Source organism: Streptomyces sp. NPDC047049 (genome assembly GCF_040643995.1).
Taxonomy (GTDB): domain Bacteria; phylum Actinomycetota; class Actinomycetes; order Streptomycetales; family Streptomycetaceae; genus Streptomyces; species Streptomyces mooreae.
Genome location: NZ_JBEYVM010000018.1, coordinates 64051 through 85782 on the forward strand (window position 1 = coordinate 64051; position 21732 = coordinate 85782).

16 protein-coding genes are annotated in these 21732 nt (G+C 71.5%); 12 read left to right on the plus strand and 4 right to left on the minus strand.

Annotation, left to right across the window (positions count from 1 at the left end; all coding sequences use genetic code 11):
• Positions 1-123 precede the first annotated feature (123 nt).
• Entirely contained in the window at positions 124-1611 is a 1488-nt protein-coding gene (gene hflX, locus ABZ851_RS29475; protein WP_361133737.1) for a GTPase HflX, read from the plus strand.
• Between the two features lie 119 nt (positions 1612-1730).
• Here the strand turns inward: hflX and ABZ851_RS29480 are convergent, their stop codons facing one another.
• The gene (locus ABZ851_RS29480; protein ID WP_336052862.1) at positions 1731-2921 is read right to left on the minus strand and encodes a hypothetical protein; all 1191 of its coding nucleotides are present in this window, start codon (positions 2919-2921) and stop codon (positions 1731-1733) included.
• A 280-nt stretch (positions 2922-3201) separates the two neighbouring features.
• Here ABZ851_RS29480 and ABZ851_RS29485 point away from each other — a divergent pair, with 280 nt between their 5' ends.
• The 5 genes from ABZ851_RS29485 to ABZ851_RS29505 all read left to right on the plus strand — a co-directional run bounded on the left by ABZ851_RS29485 (position 3202) and on the right by ABZ851_RS29505 (position 11328).
• Positions 3202-4596, plus strand: a complete 1395-nt coding sequence (locus ABZ851_RS29485; protein WP_361133740.1) for a diaminobutyrate--2-oxoglutarate transaminase family protein — start codon at positions 3202-3204, stop codon at positions 4594-4596.
• Complete coding sequence (locus ABZ851_RS29490; RefSeq protein ID WP_361133743.1) at positions 4593-6611, plus strand: IucA/IucC family protein; 2019 nt, start codon at positions 4593-4595, stop codon at positions 6609-6611. The genes ABZ851_RS29485 and ABZ851_RS29490 overlap by 4 nt, the downstream gene beginning before the upstream one ends.
• Before the next feature lie 98 nt (positions 6612-6709).
• Positions 6710-7411 carry a GNAT family N-acetyltransferase gene (locus tag ABZ851_RS29495; protein WP_361133746.1) on the plus strand — a complete coding sequence of 234 codons (702 nt, stop codon included), beginning with the start codon at positions 6710-6712 and terminating at the stop codon, positions 7409-7411.
• 105 nt (positions 7412-7516) lie between these two features.
• Entirely contained in the window at positions 7517-9283 is a 1767-nt protein-coding gene (locus tag ABZ851_RS29500; protein ID WP_361133750.1) for an IucA/IucC family siderophore biosynthesis protein, read from the plus strand.
• Between the two features lie 41 nt (positions 9284-9324).
• Positions 9325-11328, plus strand: a complete 2004-nt coding sequence (locus ABZ851_RS29505; RefSeq protein ID WP_361133753.1) for an ATP-dependent DNA helicase — start codon at positions 9325-9327, stop codon at positions 11326-11328.
• A gap of 68 nt (positions 11329-11396) precedes the next feature.
• Here the strand turns inward: ABZ851_RS29505 and lexA are convergent, their stop codons facing one another.
• Positions 11397-12194, minus strand: coding sequence for a transcriptional repressor LexA (lexA, locus tag ABZ851_RS29510; RefSeq protein WP_088800415.1), 798 nt, complete (start codon positions 12192-12194; stop codon positions 11397-11399).
• Between the two features lie 578 nt (positions 12195-12772).
• Between lexA and nrdR the strand changes: the two genes are divergently transcribed.
• Positions 12773-13303: a transcriptional regulator NrdR gene (nrdR, locus tag ABZ851_RS29515; protein WP_361133757.1), complete on the plus strand. Its 531-nt coding sequence runs from the start codon at positions 12773-12775 to the stop codon at positions 13301-13303.
• A 123-nt stretch (positions 13304-13426) separates the two neighbouring features.
• Positions 13427-16303, plus strand: coding sequence for a vitamin B12-dependent ribonucleotide reductase (locus tag ABZ851_RS29520; protein WP_361133760.1), 2877 nt, complete (start codon positions 13427-13429; stop codon positions 16301-16303).
• A 216-nt stretch (positions 16304-16519) separates the two neighbouring features.
• On the opposite strand, the gene ABZ851_RS29525 is transcribed toward ABZ851_RS29520, so the two are convergent.
• Complete coding sequence (locus ABZ851_RS29525) at positions 16520-17041, minus strand: TerD family protein (RefSeq protein WP_336053860.1); 522 nt, start codon at positions 17039-17041, stop codon at positions 16520-16522.
• Positions 17042-17395: 354 nt separating this feature from the next.
• Between ABZ851_RS29525 and ABZ851_RS29530 the strand changes: the two genes are divergently transcribed.
• Positions 17396-18001, plus strand: coding sequence for a YdbC family protein (locus ABZ851_RS29530; protein WP_361133763.1), 606 nt, complete (start codon positions 17396-17398; stop codon positions 17999-18001).
• Between the two features lie 12 nt (positions 18002-18013).
• On the opposite strand, the gene ABZ851_RS29535 is transcribed toward ABZ851_RS29530, so the two are convergent.
• Entirely contained in the window at positions 18014-18829 is an 816-nt protein-coding gene (locus ABZ851_RS29535) for a TetR/AcrR family transcriptional regulator (protein ID WP_361133766.1), read from the minus strand.
• A 245-nt stretch (positions 18830-19074) separates the two neighbouring features.
• On the opposite strand from ABZ851_RS29535, the gene ABZ851_RS29540 reads away from it, so the two are divergent.
• The 3 genes from ABZ851_RS29540 to ABZ851_RS29550 all read left to right on the plus strand — a co-directional run bounded on the left by ABZ851_RS29540 (position 19075) and on the right by ABZ851_RS29550 (position 21728).
• Positions 19075-19734, plus strand: a complete 660-nt coding sequence (locus ABZ851_RS29540) for a histidine phosphatase family protein (protein WP_336053866.1) — start codon at positions 19075-19077, stop codon at positions 19732-19734.
• A gap of 11 nt (positions 19735-19745) precedes the next feature.
• Positions 19746-20654: an ADP-ribosylglycohydrolase family protein gene (locus tag ABZ851_RS29545; RefSeq protein ID WP_336053868.1), complete on the plus strand. Its 909-nt coding sequence runs from the start codon at positions 19746-19748 to the stop codon at positions 20652-20654.
• A 372-nt stretch (positions 20655-21026) separates the two neighbouring features.
• Positions 21027-21728 (plus strand): ribonuclease HII, encoded by a 702-nt coding sequence (locus ABZ851_RS29550; protein ID WP_088800422.1) that lies wholly within the window; start codon positions 21027-21029, stop codon positions 21726-21728.
• Positions 21729-21732 lie beyond the last annotated feature (4 nt).

Below are 21732 nucleotides of genomic sequence, written 5' to 3' on the forward strand. Positions count from 1 at the left end.
GGACCGCTCGGACGTTGTCACCAGCGACGGCCGCGGCAGCGCCGCGGCGGTCGCCGCACCACCGACAGTCCCGGCGGGAACACCAGGTCCCCGCGAGGGCTCACCGACGACACAAAGGATCAAATGACCTCCTCTTCTTCCCTTCCGCAGGACCGGCAGCGCCTCCCCGAGAGCCTTCGGGCCAACGCCCTGATGGAAGAGGACGTCGCCTGGAGCCACGAGATCGACGGGGAGCGTGACGGCGACCAGTACGACCGTTCGGCCCGTGCCGCGCTACGCCGTGTGGCGGGTCTCTCCACCGAGCTCGAGGACGTCACCGAGGTCGAGTACCGGCAGCTCCGCCTGGAACGCGTGGTGCTCGTCGGCGTCTGGACCTCCGGCACGGTCCAGGAGGCCGAGAACTCCCTCGCCGAGCTCGCCGCCCTCGCCGAGACCGCGGGCGCCATGGTGCTCGACGGCGTCATCCAGCGCCGCGACAAGCCCGACCCCGCCACGTACATCGGCTCGGGCAAGGCGCTGGAGCTGCGCGACATCGTGCTGGAATCCGGGGCGGACACCGTGGTGTGTGACGGTGAGCTCTCCCCGGGCCAGCTGATCCACCTCGAGGACGTCGTCAAGGTCAAGGTGGTCGACCGGACCGCCCTGATCCTCGACATCTTCGCCCAGCACGCCAAGTCCCGGGAGGGCAAGGCGCAGGTCTCGCTGGCGCAGATGCAGTACATGCTTCCCCGGCTCCGCGGCTGGGGCCAGTCCCTGTCCCGGCAGATGGGTGGCGGTGGCTCCGGTTCGGCGGGCGGCGGTATGGCCACCCGTGGTCCCGGTGAGACCAAGATCGAGACGGACCGGCGGCGGATCCGCGAGAAGATGGCGAAGATGCGCCGGGAGATCGCGGAGATGAAGACCGGCCGGGACATCAAGCGCCAGGAGCGCCGGCGCCACAAGGTCCCCTCGGTCGCCATCGCCGGCTACACCAACGCCGGCAAGTCCTCCCTGCTCAACCGCCTCACCGGCGCCGGTGTGCTGGTGGAGAACGCCCTGTTCGCCACCCTGGACCCCACCGTCCGGCGGGCCGAGACGCCCAGCGGGCGGCTCTACACCCTCGCCGACACCGTCGGCTTCGTCCGGCACCTGCCCCACCACCTCGTCGAGGCGTTCCGCTCCACGATGGAGGAGGTCGGCGAGTCCGATCTCATCCTGCACGTGGTCGACGGCTCACACCCGGTGCCCGAGGAGCAGCTGGCCGCGGTCCGCGAGGTGATCCGCGACGTGGGCGCGACGGACGTGCCCGAGATCGTGGTCGTCAACAAGGCCGACGCGGCCGACCCGCTGGTACTGCAGCGACTGCTGCGCCAGGAGAAGCACGCCCTCGCGGTCTCGGCCCGGACCGGCCAGGGCCTGGACGAACTGCTGGCCCTGCTGGACGAGGAGCTCCCCCGGCCGCGCGTCGAGATCGAGGTGCTGGTGCCGTACACCCACGGCGCCCTGGTCTCGCGGGCGCACGCCGAGGGCGAGGTCATCTCCGAGGAGCACACCGCGGACGGCACCGTCCTCAAGGCACGGGTCCACGAGGAGCTGGCCGCCGAACTCCAGCGCTTCGTCCCCGCGGCGTAGCCGCCGCGCGCCACACCACGCACGAAGGCCTGCCCCCGGGGAAACCGGGGGCAGGCCTTCGTCATGCTCCTGCGCGAGGTGCGGGCGGCGCCGTCCCCGGCGCCAACCGTCTCACCCGCCTACTGCTTGGTGGCCCACTTCTTGCTCATGGCGTCGAAGATGCTCTTGGCCTCGGGACCCAGGTGGGGACCGGCGGACCAGCGGGCCGGGCGCGGCCCCATCGACATGTTGGAGATCAGCTCCGGCTTGCCGTCCTTGCCCTTGGCGAACCAGGGACCGCCGGAGGAACCGCCGGTCATGGTGCAGCCGATCCGGTACATGGTCGGCTTCTGGGCGTCCATCGACAGACGCGTCGGCTTGTCGGTGCACTGCTGCTGCGCCGCACCGTCGAACGGCGGCTCGGCGGGGTAGCCCTGCGCGGTCAGGCTCGGGATCTTGGCCATCGCGGGTGCGTTGAAGTCCACCGCGTACGCACCGCCGGCGACCTCCTCCAGCGACTTGCCGCCCGTGCTCTCCTCGGGCTTCACATGCATCAGCGCGAAGTCGTACGGAGCCATCGGCACGCCCGGAACGGCGCCGCCGGCCTTGATCCACTGCTGCGACGTCGCCATGTCGTCCGCCCACCACTTGCCCGACGGGACGCGGTCCTCGTAGGGCTTGCCCTTCAACTGCGCGGCGCTGCCGCCGGTCCTGTTGAAGTTCGGCACGAACATCATGTTGCGGTACCAGCCGCCGTTCTTGCCGGCGTGCACACAGTGCGCCGCGGTCCACACGAGGTTGGACTTACCGGGGTGCGCTGGGTCCTTGACCACGGTGGCCGAGCAGCGCGACCCGCCCTCGGGGGTGCTGAACAGCAGCAGGCCCACACCGGGAGCGGTCGAGGTGTACGGGGTCTTGACGGCCTGGGCCGGAACGGCGGCGGGATCGGGGTCGGTCTTGCCCTGGTCCTCCGAGATGTCCTCGGGCTTGCTGGGGTCCTGGGGCGGCTTGACCTTGTCGATCTTGTCCTTGTCCCAGAAGTCCTTGATGATCGGGTTGATGAACTCCCCGGCCTCCCGGAGCCACTTGTCGCGGTTCCAGTTCTTCCACTCGCCGTTCTTCCACTTGTCCAGGTCGAAGCCGTGCTCCTTGAGCTTGTCCTGGATGTCCTGAGGAATCTTGAAGTCACCCCCGCCCGTGGAGTCCTGCGCCGCGGACTGGTCGGGCTTGGCGTCCGCGTTGTCGCTCTCGGGCCCGCAGCCGGTGGCGGTGAGCGCCACGACAGCGGTGAGGGCGGCGGCGGCCAGGACTGGCCGACGTATGGATCGCATGGGTGAGCTCCCCCTGATGAATTCGGACCGAGCCGGTGTGGCTCGTTCGGTGGGCACCGGTCCGGTCTTTGTCATGAACCTCAAGATCCCGGCGCAACACCCCACTATGCCGGTGACGATGGGGACGGCGGTACTCGGGTCCCCGGTTCCACGCCATCAAGGATCTTGCCGACAACCGTGATCCCGGGTCGCCGCCGTCGTTGGTACGTACGGGGGACGGCCGGGCTGCCCCCAGCCCGCGCGGCATTCCGCAGCTCACCAGCAGGAGGACACAACTGCCGTGGTGTTGACCGAAACCGTGCCGGCGGCAGCGCCGCCGGCCCATGAGGGGATCCTGCGGCGGCAGTCCCTGCGCGAGTCCGCCGCCCGTACCTACGCGCGCTCGCTGCCCATCGTCCCGGTGCGCGCCCGCGGACTGACCATCGAGGGTGCCGACGGCAGGCGCTATCTCGACTGCCTCTCCGGCGCCGGCACCCTGGCGCTCGGCCACAACCACCCGGTGGTGCTCGAAGCGATCCGGACGGTCCTCGACTCCGGCGCACCGCTGCACGTCCTCGACCTGGCCACCCCCGTCAAGGACGCCTTCACCACCGAGCTCTTCGCCACCCTGCCACGGGAGTTGGCCGAAAAGGGGCGCATCCAGTTCTGCGGCCCGGCCGGCACGGACGCAGTGGAGGCCGCCTTCAAACTCGTCCGCACCGCGACCGGCCGGGACGGCCTGATGGCGTTCTCCGGTGCTTACCACGGCATGACCTCGGAAGCGCTCGCCGCCTCCGGGGGAGCGCAGCACACCAGCGTGGTCCGGCTGCCCTACCCGTACGACTACCGGTGCCCCTTCCAGACCGGCGGCGAGCGCGGCGCCGAGCTCGCCGCGCGCTGGACCCAGAGCCTGCTCGACGACCCAAGGAGCGGCGTGCCCCGGCCGGCCGGGATGATCCTGGAACCCGTCCAGGGCGAGGGCGGCGTGATCCCCGCGCCGGACGGCTGGCTGCGGCGGATGCGGGAGATCACCGCCGACCGGCGGATCCCGCTGATCGTGGACGAGGTCCAGACCGGCGTCGGCCGCACCGGCGCCTTCTGGGCGGTCGACCACAGCGGCATCGTGCCCGATGTGATCGTGCTGTCGAAGGCGATCGGCGGCAGCCTGCCGCTCGCCGTGATCGTCTACCGCGAGGAACTCGACGCCTGGCAGCCCGGCGCGCACGCCGGCACCTTCCGCGGCAACCAGCTCGCCATGGCCGCCGGCGCCGCCACCCTCGCCTACGTCCGCACGAACGGCCTCGACCGGCGCGCCGCGGAGCTCGGCGCCCGGATGCTCGACCGCCTCACCTCCCTCGCCGCCGCCCATGACTGCGTCGGCGACGTCCGCGGCCGCGGACTGATGCTCGGCATCGAGCTCGTCGACCGCACCGCCGACGCCGACGCCACGGGCGCCCGCCCCGCCGACCCGCAGCTCGCGGCGGCCGTCCAGCACGCCTGCCTGGACCGCGGCCTGATCGTCGAACTGGGCGGCAGGCAGTCCGCCGTCGTCCGGCTGCTGCCACCCCTGACCATCACCGACGAACAGGCGGACGCCATCCTCGACCGCCTCGCCGACGCCCTCACGGCGGCGGTCCGCACCACCCCCGGGCCGACGGGCTCGTCCCCCACGACAATGCGAGGCACCTCCCCATGAACGAACGCCCCGGCCCCGACGGCGGCCAGCCCGCCGAGCGCATCCCCGCCCACCAGGGCGCGGGCACCATCGAGTCGGTACCCCGCCAGCAACGGCGCGCCCCCGACACCGCCTGCCACCAGCAGACCCACGAGGCACCGGACCGGGCCGCCCCCGGCCCCTACGACCGCGTCCGGGTGTCCGGTGACCACGACCCCCTCGACCACCCGGACCCGGCGATCGCCGCCGACGCCGCGGGCATCGAGCACCTGCTGCGCTGCTGGCTCCGGGAGAGCGGCACCACTCATCACCCCGCCGAGGGCGAGGTGGCGATCCCCCTGCGCGCCGCCGCGGGCGCCCTGCACATCCCCGTCCGCTACTGGTCGCCCACGGGCTGGCACCGCCTGGGCGCCCCCACCCTCGACGGCGCCCCGGCCGGTGCCGCCCCGCTGGACGCCGTCACCCTCGCCGCGCTGCTGCGCCGGGAGGCCGCCTACGGCGACCGCCGGGCCTCCGACGGCGGCGAGCACCGGGTGGCGGACGCCGACGAGCGGCCGGATTCGGACGGTATGCGCCGCCCGGCACCGGACGGCGGCGGCGCCGAACTCATCGGCCGGGTCGCCAACTCCGTACGCAACGTCGCCCTCTTCCTCACCGACCGGCGGGCCCGGCCCGCCGACGACCACGGCGCCCTCTTCCTCGAAGCCGAGCAGTCCCTCCTCCTCGGCCACCCGCTGCACCCCACCCCCAAGAGCCGCGAAGGGCTCTCCGAGGCCGAGACCCGCGCCTATTCGCCCGAACTCCGCGGCGCCTTCCCGCTCCACTGGACGGCCGTGCACCGCTCCGTGCTGGCCGCCGACTCCGCCTGGACCGAACGCGGCAAGCCCGTACCGGCCGAGCAGCTGGCCAGGGACCTCGCCGGGGACGGCCTCCGGCTCCCCGACGACACCGTGCCCCTGCCGGTGCACCCCTGGCAGGCCAGGGAGCTCGCCGACCGTCCCGACATCGCCGCCCTCCGCGAAGCCGGCCTGCTCCACGACCTCGGCGCCCACGGCCCGCTCTGGCACCCCACCTCCTCCGTCCGCACGGTCTACCGCCCCGGCGCGAACGCCATGCTGAAGCTCTCCCTCGGGCTGCGCATCACCAACTCCCGCCGGGAAAACCTCCGCAAGGAACTGGCCCGCGGCGTCGAGGTGCACCGGCTGCTGCGCACCGGCCTCGCCGAGCAGTGGCAGACCGTCCACCCCGGCTTCGACATCGTCCGCGACCCGGCCTACCTCGCCGTCGACGGCTTCGAGGGGGCACCCGTCCAGGGCCTCGACGCCGTCATCCGGCACAACCCCTTCAGCACCACCGACGACGCCGTGTGCATCGCCGGCCTCACCTCCCCGCGGCCCTGGCCCGGCCGCTCGGGCGTGCGTTCCCGGCTCGAAGACCTCGTCGGCACGCTCGGCGCGCGCACCGGCCGCCCCCTGGGAGCCGTGGCCACCGAGTGGTTCCTGCGCTACCTGGAAGCAGTCGTACGGCCCGTGCTGTGGCTCGACGGCACGGCCGGTGTCGTGCTCGAAGCCCACCAGCAGAACACCGTGGTGCTGCTGGACCCCGACGGCTGGCCGGTCGGCGGCCGCTACCGCGACAACCAGGGCTACTACTTCCGCACCTCCCGCCGCGCCGAGCTGGAGCGGCGGCTGCCCGGTATCGGCGTGGCCGGCGACAGCTTCGTCGCCGACGACGTCACCGACGAACGCTTCGCCTACTACCTCGGCATCAACAACGTCCTCGGCCTGATCGGCGCCTTCGGCTCCCAGCGCCTGGTCCGCGAGGAGATCCTGCTCGCCGCCTTCCGGCGGTTCCTCGCCGATGCCGCCGCTGCCCCCCGCGCGCACCGCTCGCCGCTCCCGGAACAGCTGCTCGCCGCCCGCACGCTGCGCTGCAAGGCCAACCTGGCGACCCGCCTGCACGGCCTGGACGAACTCGTCGGCCCGGTCGAAACCCAGTCCGTCTACGTCACCCTGCCCAACCCCCTCGCCCCCTAGCCGCCCACCGCACCCTCCGCCAACAGCCTTCAGCCCCCGCCCCCGGCGCCCCGCGACCCACCAGCCACGCGGCACGCGGCCACGAGAGGAGAGTCGCCGTGCCACCCACCGATTCCGGCCTCGGCTCCAGCTCCGATGACACCCTCGACCTGCAGCTCCCGCCCGAGTTCGGTGCGCTGTTCGCCGGGGGACGCGGGCCGCAGGCGCCGCCGGACGCCCCGGCCGCCGGGCCGCTGCTCGACAACCCGGCGGGCTGGGGGGCGGCCGACACCCCCGCGGGGCCGTTCGCGCTCGTCCCCGTCCGGCTCGCCCGCGATCTCGACCGGATCACCGGCTGGATGAACGATCCGGCGGTGGCGGCCTTCTGGGAACTGGCGGGCCCGCCGGAGACCACCGCGGCCCATCTGCGCGCCCAGCTCGACGGCGACGGCCGCAGCGTGCCCTGCCTGGGGGTGCTGGCCGGTGTCCCGATGAGCTACTGGGAGATCTACCGCGCGGATCTGGACCCCCTCGCCCGCTGCTATCCGGCCCGGCCCGAGGACACCGGAATCCATCTGCTCATCGGCGGCGCCGGCGACCGGGGCCGCGGGCTGGGCGGCACGCTGCTGCGCGCCGTCGCCGACCTCGTACTCGACCACCGGCCGCGGTGCGCACGGGTCCTCGCCGAGCCCGATCTGCGCAACACCGCCTCCGTCGCGGCCTTCCTGAGCGCCGGATTCCGCTACGGCGACGAGATCGAACTGCCCGGAAAACGCGCTGCCTTGATGGTCCGCGACCGCGCCCACCGCCACCTGCTCTGACCCCGGCGCCGTCCGCCGACGGCCCCCTTCCGGTCCGCCGTCCACCCCCGCTGCCCCGGTTGTCCCCCGTACGTGCCGGGGCGGTCCCGCTTCGAGGAGCCCGCCTTGTCGCCCGAGCCCCAGCCTTCGCACAGCGCCTGGCAGCACGCCGCGCGCCGACTGTTCGCCAAGATCCTGGCGGAGTTCGCGTACGAGGAAGTCCTGACCCCCGAGGCCGACGGCACCGCACCCGACGGCACCCCGCAATACCGCCTGCCGGTCACCGACGGCCTGGTCTACCGCTTCAGAGCCCGCCGCGGCGCCTACGGCCACTGGCGCGTCGACCCCGATTCGATCACCCCCGACGCCGACCCCTTCCGCTTCCTCACCCACGCGCACGACACCGTGCTGGGCCTGTCCGGCGACACCACCGGTCACCTCGTCCGCGAGCTGACCGCCACCCTCGCCGCCGACACCCGGCTCGACGCCACCGCCGTCAGCGCCGCCGACCTCGCCGAGCTGGACTACGCCACCCTCGAAGGCCACCAGACCGGCCACCCCTGGCTCGTCGCGAACAAGGGCCGGCTCGGCTTCTCCGCGCACGACGCGGCGACCTGGGCTCCCGAAGCCCGCACACCCCAGCGCCTGCCCTGGCTCGCCGCGCACCACAGCATCGCCCACTACCGCGGTATCCCCACCCTGGCCACCCCCGACCGTCTCTACGGCGAGGAGCTGGCCCCCGCCACCCGGCACGCCTTCGCCCGCACCATCGCCGGCGAGGGCCACGACCCCGACGACTACCTCTACCTCCCCGTCCACCCCTGGCAGTGGGACGAGACCATCGCCCCGCTCTTCGCCCCGCAGCTCGCCGACAGATCCATCATCGCGCTGCCCACTGACAACGACCTCCGCCTGCCGCAGCAGTCGATCCGTACCTTCCTCAACCTCAGCCGCCCCCGGGCCCGTACGGTCAAACTGCCGCTGTCCATCCTCAACACCCTCGTCTGGCGCGGGCTGCCCACCGAGCGCACGCTCGCCGCGCCCGCCGTCACCCGCTGGGTCCACGGCCTGCGCGACGCAGACCCCTATCTCCGCGACGAGACCCGGGTCATCCTGCTCGGCGAGACCGCCTCGGTCACCGTCGAGCACCCCCTCTACGACCGGCTCCCCGGCGTCCCGTACCAGTTCAAGGAGCTGCTGGGCTGCATCTGGCGCGAGCCGGTGAGCTGCCATCTGGATCCCGGTGAACGCGCCCGCACCCTGGCCGCGCTGCTGCAGACCGATCCCCAGGGCCGCGCCCTGACCGCCGAGCTGGTGCACCGCTCGGGGCTGGCCCCGGGCGACTGGCTGGCCCGGCTGTTCGCCGCCCTGCTGCCGCCCCTGCTGCACTTCCTCTACCGGTACGGCACCGTCTTCTCCCCGCACGGCGAGAACGCCATCGTCGTCTTCGACGAGCACGACGTCCCCACCCGTCTCGCGGTCAAGGACTTCGTCGACGACGTCAACACCAGCTCCCGGCCGCTCCCCGAACACGACTCCATGCCGGACGATGTACGGGCGGTGCTGCTGACCGAACCGCCCTCCTTCCTCACCCAGTTCATCCACTCCGGCCTGTTCGTCGGCGTCTTCCGTTACCTCGCACCGCTGTGCGCGGACCAACTGGACGTCCCCGAGGCCGCGTTCTGGTCACTCGTACGGGCAGAGATCCTGCGCCACCACGAGCGCTTCCCGGCCCTCAAGGAGCGGTACGAGACCTTCGACCTGCTCACCCCGCGCATCGAGCGGCTGTGCCTGAACCGCAACCGTCTGCATGTGGACGGCTACCGGGACCGCCGTGACCGCCCGCACGCGGCCGTGCACGGCACCGTCCCCAATCCCCTCCACCACCCGTGACCGGACCGGCTGTCAGTGGTCCCGCGTAGGCTTGCCACGCTATGACGAAGCCCTCTCTCCCCGATCTGCTCCACGCCGCCGTCACCGCCGTCGGCGGCACCGAGCGCCCCGGCCAGGTGGCGATGGCCGAGGCCGTCGCCGAGGCCGTGGACGAACAGGCCCATCTGCTGGTGCAGGCCGGCACCGGCACCGGAAAGTCGCTCGGCTATCTGGTGCCGGCGCTCGCGCACGGCGAGAGAGTGGTGGTCGCCACGGCCACCCTGGCGCTGCAGCGCCAGCTCGTCGAGCGCGATCTGCCGCGCACGGTCGAGGCGCTGCATCCGCTGCTGCGCCGTCGTCCCGAGTTCGCCATGCTCAAGGGCCGCTCCAATTACCTGTGCCTGCACCGCCTCCACGAGGGCGTCCCCCAGGAAGAGGAGGACGGGCTCTTCGACGTCTTCGAGCAGGCGACGCCGACCAGCAAGCTCGGCAAGGACCTGCTGCGGCTGCGCGACTGGGCGGACGAGACCGAGACCGGCGACCGTGACGCGCTGACCCCCGGCGTCTCCGACCGGGCCTGGGGCCAGGTCTCGGTCTCCTCCCGGGAGTGCCTGGGCGCCTCGAAGTGCGCCTACGGCGCGGAGTGCTTCGCCGAGGCGGCCCGGGAGCGCGCCAAGCTCGCCGATGTCGTCGTCACCAACCACGCGCTGCTCGCCATCGACGCGATCGAGGGCGCCCCGGTCCTCCCGCAGCACGAGGTCCTGATCATCGACGAGGCCCATGAGCTGGTCTCCCGGGTCACCGGCGTCGCCACCGGCGAGCTCACCCCCGGCCAGGTCAACCGTGCCGTCCGCCGGGCCGCCAAGCTCGTCAACGAAAAGGCCGCCGACCAGCTCCAGACCGCGTCGGAGACCTTCGAGCGCCTGATGGAGCCGGCCCTGCCCGGCCGCCTCGAAGAGATCCCCGAAGATCTCGGCTACTGCCTGATGGCACTGCGGGACGCGGCCCGTACGGTCATCTCGGCGCTCGGCTCGACGCGGGACAAGTCGGTCCAGGACGAGGACGCCGTCCGCAAGCAGGCCCTCGCCTCGCTGGAGAACGTCCACGCCGTCGCCGAGCGCATCGCCAACGGCTCCGAGTACGACGTGGTCTGGTACGAACGCCACGACCGCTTCGGCGCGTCCCTCCGCGTGGCCCCGCTGTCCGTCTCGGGCCTGCTGCGCGAGAAGCTTTTCGACGACCGCTCGGTGACCCTCACCTCCGCCACCCTCAAGCTGGGCGGCGACTTCAACGGGGTCGCGGCCTCCCTGGGCCTGGCCCCCGAGGGCACGGAAGGCGAGGACGTCCCGCCCTGGAAGGGCCTGGACGTCGGCTCCCCCTTCGACTACTCGAAGCAGGGCATCCTCTACGTCGCCAAGCACCTCGCCCAGCCGGGCCGCGAGGGCAGCCGCACCGACATGCTCGACGAACTCACCGAGCTGATCGAGGCCGCCGGCGGCCGCACCCTCGGCCTCTTCTCCTCCATGCGCGCCGCCCAGGCCGCGGCCGAGGAGCTGCGTGGCCGGCTGGACGTGCCGATCCTGCTCCAGGGCGAGGAGACGCTGGGCGAGCTGATCCGGGCCTTCGCCTCCGACGCCCGTACCTGCCTGTTCGGCACGCTGTCCCTGTGGCAGGGCGTCGATGTGCCCGGTGCGAACTGCCAGCTGGTGGTGATGGACCGGGTGCCGTTCCCGCGCCCGGACGACCCGCTGATGAGCGCTCGCCAGAAGGCCGTGGAGGAGGCCGGCGGCAATGGCTTCATGGCGGTCGCCGCCACTCATGCCGCGCTGCTGATGGCGCAGGGCGCCGGCCGTCTGGTCCGCGCCACCGGCGACCGCGGTGTGGTCGCCGTCCTCGACCCCCGGGTGGAGCGGGCCCGGTACGGCTCCTTCCTCCGCAAGTCGATGCCCGACTTCTGGTACACCACCGACCGCAACCAGGTCCGCCGCTCCCTCGCCGCCATCGACGCGGCGGCAAAGGCGGCGCCCGCACCCGAAGCGGCACAGCCGGCAGCGGACGCTCCCTGACCCGGAGACGGCAAAACCAAGCCCCGGAACCGGCGCAGTGGTTCCGGGGCCCGGTCGTGAGGGGTGGGTCAGACGCGGCGCAGCACCGCCACCACCTTGCCGAGAATGGTCGCCTCGTCGCCGGGGATCGGCTGGTACGCGGAGTTGTGCGGCAGCAGCCACACATGGCCGTCCTCGCGCTTGAAGCGCTTGACGGTGGCCTCGCCGTCCAGCATGGCGGCCACGATGTCGCCGTTCTCGGCGACCGGCTGGCGGCGGACCGTGACCCAGTCGCCGTCGCAGATCGCGGCCTCGATCATGGAGTCGCCGACGACCTTCAGGACGAACAGTTCGCCGTCGCCGACGAGCTGGCGGGGGAGCGGGAAAACATCCTCGACCGATTCCTCCGCGAGGATCGGGCCACCGGCGGCGATCCGGCCGACCAGCGGGACATAGGAGGCGGCGGGCTTTCCGGCGGTCTCCGTCGCGGCAGCGGTGGTCTGGTCCGACCCGCGCACCTCGTACGCCCGGGGGCGGTGCGGGTCGCGCCGCAGGAAGCCCTTGCGCTCCAGGGCCATGAGCTGGTGGGCGACGGACGAGGTGCTGGACAGCCCGACGGCCTGGCCGATCTCGCGCATGGACGGCGGGTAGCCGCGCCGCTGCACCGAATCCCGGATCACCTCGATCACCCTGCGCTGGCGGTCGGTGAGTCCGGAACTGTCGGCCCGGATCCCTGGGGGCCGGCCGGGCAGCGAACGGGCCGGCTTCTGCTCTTCGGAGTCCGACGTGGCGTCGTCCATCGGCGGCCGCTGTGCCTGTTGCGGATCGAACCGGCTCTGGGAGTGGCTCTGTGCGGTGATGGTCGCGCTGTCTGCGGTGGTGGTCACGTCGGCCCCTCTCGAAATGTTCTCCCTAGTTAGCCAACGGTAGTTGCTTTCGAAAGGTTGCGCCAAACACACGTTCGAGTGAAATATTCGGCGAATGGCTGCCCGGATCGAGTGGCTGGGTGTATGGCCGAGCGGCGATTCCGGCCCGGCAGGGCGCCGGCGCCCGGATGTCCCGGCCGTTCCGGTGCGTCGGGCCGTCGACGCGCGAAGGGTCGCGGGGGGTCGTGAAGGGGTGCGCGACGGGGGCCGGCGGCCGGTCGTCGCGACCCGGGCGATTCTGTCATCTCCGCCCCGCCGCGCCGCCGGCCGGGTGGCTTCCCGTACTCTCATGGGCGACCGTCCGGCCCGTCGCCGCCACGACACGCGGTAGGCAGATGTAAGCGCCCCGACACCACATCTAGTGGTGGGATGCGATCGGTCACCCAGAAGTTGTGGTGCCCTGGTCCCTCCGGGGGTCGGGAATCGCCTATGCTGGAGGCTGCTCCGAAGGGCCCGCGCGGACCGTCGGAGGTTGTTGGCGTACGCCGGGTTCGTTGGCGTACGTACGTCCGTATATCGAGGGTGAGGAGGGTGGAGCCATGCACTGCCCCTTCTGCAGGCACCCGGACAGCCGGGTCGTCGACAGCCGCACCACCGATGACGGGACAGCGATCCGCCGGCGCCGCCAGTGCCCCGACTGCTCCCGCCGTTTCACGACCATCGAGACGGCGTCGCTGATGGTGATCAAGCGGAGCGGGGTCACTGAGCCCTTCAGTCGCAACAAGGTCATCGCGGGAGTGCGCAAGGCGTGCCAGGGGCGCCCGGTCACCGAGGACGCCCTCGCCAAGCTGGGCCAGCGGGTCGAGGAGGCGGTGCGCGCCACCGGCAGCGCCGAGCTCTCCACCCATGACGTCGGGCTCGCCATACTGGGCCCGCTGCAGGAACTCGACCTCGTCGCGTACCTGCGCTTCGCGTCCGTTTACCGGGCCTTCGATTCACTCGAGGACTTCGAGGCGGCCATCGCCGAGCTGCGTGAGCAGCGCGAGCAGGGGCCGCCCGGGCCGGAATGCGGGACCGACGGGGAGGCCGGCGGCCCGGCCGTTCCCGTGCCCGCCACCGCCGCCGACTGAGTTCGGCGCGCATCCAGGACCTCTACCGGGGCGAGAGCAGGGCGTCCCGGTACGGAAAGACATACACCGTGCCACGGAATGAGTGCGCACATATGGGCGTTTGCCCGTATACAGGGAGGCGGCATGACAGAGACGACGAGCGGCCCGGCACGAGGCTCCCGCGCCAAGGGCAGCAAGGCGAGCAAGGGTCTGCGTATCGAGCGCATTCACACCACACCCGGCGTGCATCCGTACGACGAGGTGGAGTGGGCGTCTCGTGACGTCGTCATGACCAACTGGCGCGACGGCTCGGTCAACTTCGAGCAGCGTGGCGTCGAGTTCCCCGAATTCTGGTCGGTGAACGCGGTCAATATCGTCACGAGCAAGTACTTCCGTGGTGCGGTGGGGTCCCCGACCCGTGAGGCGAGCCTCAAGCAGCTGATCGACCGCGTGGTCAAGACGTACCGCAAGAGCGGCGAGGAGAACGGTTACTTCGCCTCCCCGGCGGACGCCGAGATCTTTGAGCACGAGCTGGCGTACGCCCTGCTCCACCAGGTCTTCAGCTTCAACTCGCCGGTGTGGTTCAACGTCGGCACCCAGCAGCCGCAGCAGGTCAGCGCCTGCTTCATCCTCTCCGTCGACGACTCCATGGAGTCGATCCTCGACTGGTACAAGGAAGAGGGGATGATCTTCAAGGGCGGCTCCGGCGCCGGCCTGAACCTCTCCCGCATCCGCTCCTCCAAGGAGCTGCTCTCCTCCGGCGGCAACGCCTCCGGCCCGGTCTCCTTCATGCGCGGCGCCGACGCGTCCGCCGGAACGATCAAGTCGGGCGGCGCCACCCGCCGTGCGGCCAAGATGGTCGTCCTGGACGTGGACCACCCGGACGTCGAGGCCTTCATCGAGACCAAGGTGAAGGAGGAGGAGAAGGTCCGCGCGCTGCGCGACGCGGGCTTCGACATGGACCTGGGCGGCGACGACATCACGTCCGTCCAGTACCAGAACGCCAACAACTCGGTCCGGGTCAACGACGAGTTCATGAAGGCCGTCGAGTCCGGCTCGAAGTTCGGGCTGCGCGGCCGGATGACCGGTGAGGTCATCGAGGAGGTCGACGCCAAGGGGCTCTTCCGCAAGATGGCGGATGCCGCCTGGGCCTGCGCCGACCCCGGCATCCAGTACGACGACACCATCAACCACTGGCACACCTCGCCGGAGTCGGGCCGGATCACCGCGTCCAACCCCTGCAGCGAGTACATGCACCTGGACAACTCCTCGTGCAACCTCGCCTCGCTCAACCTCCTGAAGTTCCTGCGCGACGACGACCTGGGCAACCAGTCCTTCGACGCCGAGCGCTTCGCCAAGGTCGTCGAGCTGGTCATCACCGCGATGGACATCTCCATCTGCTTCGCCGACTTCCCCACCCAGAAGATCGGCGAGACCACCCGCGCCTACCGCCAGCTGGGCATCGGCTACGCCAACCTCGGCGCCCTGCTGATGGCCACCGGCCACGCCTACGACTCCGACGGCGGCCGCGCGCTGGCCGGTGCCATCACCTCGCTGATGACGGGCACCTCCTACAAGCGCTCCGCCGAGCTGGCCGCGGTCGTCGGCCCGTACGACGGCTACGCCCGTAACGCGGACGCCCACAAGCGCGTCATGAAGCAGCACTCCGACGCCAACGGCACCGCGGTGCGGATGGACGACCTGGACACCCCGGTGTGGGCGGCGGCCACCGAGGCCTGGCAGGACGTGCTGCGCCTCGGCGAGAAGAACGGCTTCCGCAACGCGCAGGCCTCCGTGCTGGCCCCGACCGGCACCATCGGCCTGATGATGGACTGCGACACCACGGGCGTCGAGCCGGACCTGGCCCTGGTCAAGTTCAAGAAGCTGGTCGGCGGCGGCTCCATGCAGATCGTGAACAACACGGTCCCCAAGGCGCTCAAGCGGCTCGGCTACCTGCCCGAGCAGGTCGAGGCGATCGTCGCCCACATCGCCGAGCACGGCAATGTCGTCGACGCCCCCGCCCTCAAGCACGAGCACTACGAGGTCTTCGACTGCGCCATGGGCGTGCGTTCGATCTCCGCCATGGGCCATGTGCGCATGATGGCGGCCGCGCAGCCCTTCCTCTCCGGTGCGATCTCCAAGACGGTCAACGTCCCGGAGACGGCCACCGTCGAGGAGATCGAGGAGGTCTACTTCCAGGGCTGGAAGCTCGGCCTGAAGGCGCTCGCGATCTACCGCGACAACTGCAAGGTCGGCCAGCCGCTCTCCGCCAAGAAGAAGGAGGAGGAGAAGAAGGCCGAGCCGGTCGCCGAGAAGAAGGTCGTCGAGTACCGCCCGGTGCGCAAGCGCCTCCCCAAGGGCCGTCCCGGCATCACCACCTCCTTCACGGTCGGCGGCGCCGAGGGCTACATGACCGCCAATTCCTACCCGGACGACGGTCTCGGTGAGGTCTTCCTGAAGATGTCCAAGCAGGGCTCGACCCTCGCGGGCATGATGGACGCCTTCTCCATCGCGGTGTCCGTGGGCCTCCAGTACGGCGTGCCGCTGGAGACCTACGTCTCGAAGTTCACCAACATGCGCTTCGAGCCGGCCGGCATGACGGACGACCCGGACGTGCGGATGGCGCAGTCGATCGTCGACTACATCTTCCGCCGCCTGGCGCTGGACTTCCTGCCCTTCGAGACCCGTTCGGCGCTCGGCATCCACTCCGTCGAGGAGCGCCAGCGCCACCTGGAGACCGGCTCGTACGAGCCCTCCGAGGACGAGGTGGACGTCGAGGGCCTGGCCCAGTCCGCGCCCCGCCGGACGGAGCCGGTGACCGAGTCCACCCCGGCGGTGCAGGTCGTCGAGGACGCCGCCGTTCCCGCGCCCAAGCAGGCGCACACCAACGCCGAACTCGTCGAGATGCAGCTGGGCATCAATGCCGACGCGCCGCTGTGCTTCTCCTGCGGGACGAAGATGCAGCGGGCCGGCAGCTGCTACCTGTGCGAGGGCTGCGGGTCGACCAGCGGCTGCAGCTGAGCGTGAGCGGGCCCGCGCGGGAGGTTTCGCCCTCCGCGTGGGTCCGCGCCTCGGGCTGAGGCAGGCCGAGGCGGAACGCGGGCCGGGACAGGCCGCAGCACGAAGGGGAGGGGACCGGCCGGCGCCGGTCCCCTCCCCTTCGTGCTGCGGTGCATGCTCCCGTGCGTGCCGCGGTTCCTGCCCGCGCCCTTGCTCCGGTCTCTGCGCCGCTCCCCGTCAGCGGCCCATCAGTGAGGCGAACCCGGCCGGGTCGGTGTCGAATCCCCGCAGCGCCGGGCGAAGGCGCCACTGTCCCGTCCCGTCCCGGGTGAATTCGGCCACCGTCGCCGCGGTGGCACCCGCGACCTCGGCGAAGTCGTTCTCGGCCAGATCGGTGTAGCCCTCGCGGATCCGTACGACCGTGTTCGGGATGTCGCCGAAGACCTTGCGGCCCTCGCCCTGCTGGATGGCGACCCCGACGATCACCCGGGTGTAGGTGTCGGACAGCCGGTCCAGCTCCAGGGTCATGATCTCGTCGGAGCCGAAGCCCTGGCCGGTCCTGCTGTCCCGGTTGAGGGTGATGGTCCCGTCGGGCGACCGGCTGTCGAAGTGCACCAGATAGGCCGGGTCGCCGTGCGGCGCGTCCGCCGTATAGGTCGCCGCGACGATGTCGAGGTCATTGTCCGGCGTTCCGAGGGGGCTGGGGTCCCACTGGAGCGTTACCTCGACCTTCTCGATCCCTTTGTTGAACGTGTTCACCGGACTTCCCTCCCGTCATCTCCCGGGGACGTGGCGCAGGCCCACGCGGGCCCGCGGCCCTCTTCCCGGGACTTCCCGTCGACTGACCATCGTGCCACGCCCGGAGGGCCCCGCGCGGAGTGAACTGACCCTGGTCACCCGTGCTTTGCGTCGGGTTCGGGTGGCTGGAAAGCGCCCTGCTCCGTGCGCTCCTGCCGGGAAGGCCGGCGTCCCGGGCGGCCGGGGCGGACGAGGCGGTGGCGCGGTGGCGGTGCCGTCCTGACGGCGATCGGCCCGCGCCCGTAAGGAAGTTCGGGCCGGTCGGAACGTGACGCGCAGTGATCCGGCCCCCCTCTTGGGCCGTACGATGGCGCGGTGCTGGTCAAGTGGATTCGCCTCACCGTTGTGGACCGTCGAGGGTTCGAACGGGGGCAGCGGAAATGGGCGGGGCTGCTGGGTGAGCCGGGATTCCGAGGGCAGGGCGGTGGGTGGAGCCGGGGGCGGCCGGGCGTCGCGCATCTGGTGGCCTTCTGGGAGAGCCGGGCCTTTTACGACTCCTTCATGGCGCGCTCGCACGACCGGTTGGCGGCCGCCCAGGCCGGCACGTACAAGGACGCCCAAGTGCGGCTGTTCGAGCACGAGTTTGATGTCAAGGTGGGATTCCGCCCGTCGTTCGGCGATGTGGATGTGCTGCGACTGGCGCACTGCCAGGTGCGCCCGGACCGGGTGGAGCACTTCATGCTGATGCAGGAGAAGGTCTGGAACCCCGCGATGGCGGGTTCGCCGGGAATGCTGCGGGGGATGCTGGGGCGGGCTCCGGGGGAGGAGTTCTTGGTGCTGTCGCTGTGGCAGTCGGCCGGCGAGCGGGGGAAGTACCGGCCTGAACGGGTGGAGCGGCTGGCATTGCGGGCCCAGATAGCCGCGGATGTCCGGGCGATCGCGGGCGATGTGGTGCAGCTCGAACCGTCGTGGACGGTGTGAGGGACGGCGCGGTCAGGGGGCCGCGCCGGCGGATGTGCCGGGGGGCGTGCCGAGCGCGGTGCCGGTGCTGCCGGTGGTGAACGCCCCGGCGCGGGCGGCGGCCAGTGTGGCTGCCACGGCCTGGTCGGCGTGGGAGTCGTCCACCGTCTCCCGGGTGATGAAAAGGCGGAAGAAGAGCGGAGCGGAGACGGAACGGACGAGCGCGCCGGCGTCGATGGCGCTCTCCGGGACGGCGGGGGAGGCGGGACCGGGCGGGGCGGTGTCCGACGGAGCGGTGTCGGGGGTGGCCGACGGCGTGGCGTCCGGCGTGGCCGGCACGGTGCCCGGGGCCGCCGGCAATTCGCCGCGTCGGACGGCGCGTTCGACGAGGACCTCGCAGCGCGTGAACCGCTCTGCGTAGTAGTCACGCAGCGCCACGGCCGCCCGCTCCGACTGGAAGGCGGCGGCGATCATCGCGGAGCCCGATGCGGCCACCGCCGGGTCGGTGAAGGAAGCGACGACCTCGCGTGCCAGCGCACGCAGATCGCCTTCCAGGGATCCGGTGTCGGGCGGGACCCAGCTGTCCTCGCCCGCAAGGTCGAGGGCGTCCGCCACCAGGCCCTCGACGTCCTTCCAGCGCCGGTAGAGCGTCGTTTTGTGCACGCCGGAGTGCTCCGCGACGTATTCGACGGTCAAGCCGGGATAGCCGTGCTCGGTGAGCCCGGCCAGCACGGCGTCGCGGACGGCGGCGCGGGTGCGGGCCGTGCGGCCGCCGGGGCGGCGGGTGCCGGGGGTCTGCGGGGGATCGCCGGACTCGCGCCGGTTCCCGTGCTCCGTCTCGTCAGACAATTGCAACTCCTCTTGCGTTAGCCGGACCGATGTGTCACGCTCATCGTAACGCGACGAAGGTTGCGTTTACATGGGGGGAGTATGTCCGCTCGGATTTCGTTACGCGACACCGCCAGGTCCTGTGGGCGGCGCCTGCTCGCCGCGTGCCGCCGTGGCATTGCCGGGGTGGTGCTGGAGCTGACCGCCCTGCTGGCGCCCTCCTGCGGTGTACGGCAGGTGCACAGCAGGAGATTTAGGCTGGCGGCATGGCTCGGCCCCGACGCATCGTCCTCATCCGCCACGGAGAGTCGGCGGGCAATGTCGACGACACCGTGTACGAGCGGGAGCCCGATCACGCGCTCGCCCTCACCGAGGCCGGGCTGCGGCAGGCGAAGGAGGCCGGTGGCCCGCTGCGCGAGATGTTCGGTGCGGAACGGATCTCCGGCTATGTCTCGCCCTACCGCCGCACCCATCAGACCTTTCGTGCGCTCGGCCTCGACCCGGCCAGGGTCCGGGTGCGCGAGGAGCCCCGGCTGCGCGAGCAGGACTGGGGAAACTGGCAGGACCGCGACGACGTACGACGGCAGAAGGCCTACCGCGACGCCTACGGCCACTTCTTCTACCGCTTCGCCCAGGGCGAGTCCGGTGCGGATGTCTACGACCGGGTCGGGGCGTTCCTGGAGAGCCTCTGGCGCAGTTTCGAGGACCCGGACCACCCGCCGAACGTCCTCATCGTCACGCACGGTCTCACCATGCGGCTGTTCTGTATGCGCTGGTTCCACTGGACCGTGGCCGACTTCGAGTCGCTGTCCAATCCGGACAACGCGGAGTGGCGCACCCTGTTGCTCGGCCCGGACGGCCGCTACACCCTCGACCGGCCGTTCGCGCGCTGGTGTGTACCCGAGCCTTACGGCGTCACCGGTTAGAGTGCACAGCGATGAACCCCGACCACCGTGACGCAGACCGCTGTGCGCGAGCTCTGGCCAGCCTGCGCGGCCTTTCCGTGGGTGATGCGCTCGGATCCCAGTTCTTCGTCCCCGCCCATTACCCCTCGCTCAAGCGCCGCACGCTGCCCCCTTCTCCCTGGCAGTGGACCGACGACACCGAGATGGCCTGTTCCGTCCTGGCCGTGCTCACCGCCCATGGCCGGGTCGACCAGGACGCCCTCGCGCGCTCCTTCGCCGACCACCATGATTTCGACCGTGGCTACGGCCCGGCCGTCAACCGCATGCTGCGGCTGATCCGCGAGGGCGGCGACTGGCGCGAGCTGGCGTCGGAGCTCTTCAACGGCCAGGGCTCGTGGGGCAACGGAGCGGCCATGCGCATCGCTCCCCTCGGCGCCTGGTACGCCGACGACCCCGAGCAGGCCACCCACCAGGCGGAGATCTCCGCCTACACCACCCACCAGCACCGTGAGGCCGTCGTCGGCGCCATGGCCGTCGCCGCCGCTGCCGCCCTGGTGGCCGACCCGAGCCGTGACACCGGTCCCGAACAGCTGCTGGACGGTGTGCTGGAGCTGATCCCGCGCAGCGCCGTACAAGCCGGGCTGCGCCGCGCCCGGGACATGCTCGACTACGCCGACTCCGGCACCGTTGCCGCCGTCCTGGGCTGCGGGCGGCGCACCAGTGCCCACGACACCGTGCCGTTCACCCTCTGGGCCGCGGCCCGGCATCTGGGCAACTACGAGCGGGCGTTCTGGACCACCGCTCAGGCGGGCGGCGATGTGGACACCACCTGCGCCATCGTCGGCGGCATCGTCGCCGCCGGCCGCGGCGGCAACCCGCCTGAGGCGTGGCTGGACGGCACCGAACCGCTCCCGTCCTGGACGCCCGCCCTCGCCGACTGATCACGTCGCTCCGTCCCGCCGCAGGCCGCCCCGGCCCGCTGTGCCCCGTCCGCTGCCCTCCTTGCCTCACTGTTGTCTCGCCCGCTCCTCTCCCTGGCCCGCTGTGCCCTGGTCCGCGTCCGTCCGCTGCCCCTCTTGTCGATGTCCTCCAACACGCGGTGACGGGCGGCCACTTCGCCCCCGCGGCCGGGATCGGGCCGAGAGGGCGGCGGCGTCCCGTGGCGGCCGCGCCGCGCCTCTGCGTATACCGCTCGGTAACGGAACCGAAGGGTCCCGTTCTTGCGCTGCTCACAGCGTTGCCCACACCGTTTGCCGCCAGGTGGGGATCCGGTGCGGACGGCTCGGCCGAATAGGCGTAACCTTGCTGGCGCCATGCCGTACGAGCCCCCCACCCATTCCGTCGAGCGATCATTGCGCGCCACGACGGGCGCCAAGATCGTTGCAGGTATCGACGAGGTCGGGCGCGGAGCGTGGGCCGGTCCGGTCAGCGTCTGCGCAGCCATCACCGGCCTGCGCCGGCCGCCCGACGGACTCACCGATTCCAAGCTTCTGACCCCCAAGCGCCGCACCGAACTGTGTGATGTGCTCGGCTCGTGGGTCACGTCGTACGCCCTGGGGCACTCCTCACCGGAGGAGATCGACGAACTGGGCATGACCGCAGCCCTGAGGCTCGCGGCCGTACGCGCCCTGGAGGCGCTGCCGGTCCGGCCGGACGCGATCATTCTCGACGGCAAGCACGACTACCTGGGCGCGCCATGGCGGGTCCGCACGGTCATCAAGGGCGACCAGTCCTGTATCGCGGTCGCCGCCGCGTCCGTGATCGCCAAGGTGCGACGCGACGCGATGATGGCCGAACTGGGCCTGGTGTACGCCGACTTCGACTTCGCGGCCAACGCAGGCTACCCCTCGCCGACCCATCGCATTGCCCTGGAGGAGTACGGTCCTACGCCGCACCACCGAGTGTCGTGGTCCTACATGGATGCCCTGCCCCGCTGGCGGCATCTGAAGAAGGTGCGCATCACCCCCGAAGCAGCCGCTCTGGAAGCCGGTGGCCAACTCGGCTTCGATTTCTGAGCGG

What these genes read in the sequence shown, in the direction of transcription:
- ABZ851_RS29520 (WP_361133760.1), top strand. Translation starts at nt 13,427, where the DNA reads ATGACAGAGACGACGAGCGGCCCGGCACGAGGCTCCCGCGCCAAGGGC.
- hflX (WP_361133737.1), top strand. Translation starts at nt 124, where the DNA reads ATGACCTCCTCTTCTTCCCTTCCGCAGGACCGGCAGCGCCTCCCCGAG.
- ABZ851_RS29480 (WP_336052862.1), bottom strand. Translation starts at nt 2,921, where the DNA reads ATGCGATCCATACGTCGGCCAGTCCTGGCCGCCGCCGCCCTCACCGCT.
- ABZ851_RS29490 (WP_361133743.1), top strand. Translation starts at nt 4,593, where the DNA reads ATGAACGAACGCCCCGGCCCCGACGGCGGCCAGCCCGCCGAGCGCATC.
- ABZ851_RS29540 (WP_336053866.1), top strand. Translation starts at nt 19,075, where the DNA reads ATGGCTCGGCCCCGACGCATCGTCCTCATCCGCCACGGAGAGTCGGCG.
- ABZ851_RS29505 (WP_361133753.1), top strand. Translation starts at nt 9,325, where the DNA reads ATGACGAAGCCCTCTCTCCCCGATCTGCTCCACGCCGCCGTCACCGCC.
- ABZ851_RS29550 (WP_088800422.1), top strand. Translation starts at nt 21,027, where the DNA reads ATGCCGTACGAGCCCCCCACCCATTCCGTCGAGCGATCATTGCGCGCC.
- nrdR (WP_361133757.1), top strand. Translation starts at nt 12,773, where the DNA reads ATGCACTGCCCCTTCTGCAGGCACCCGGACAGCCGGGTCGTCGACAGC.
- ABZ851_RS29545 (WP_336053868.1), top strand. Translation starts at nt 19,746, where the DNA reads ATGAACCCCGACCACCGTGACGCAGACCGCTGTGCGCGAGCTCTGGCC.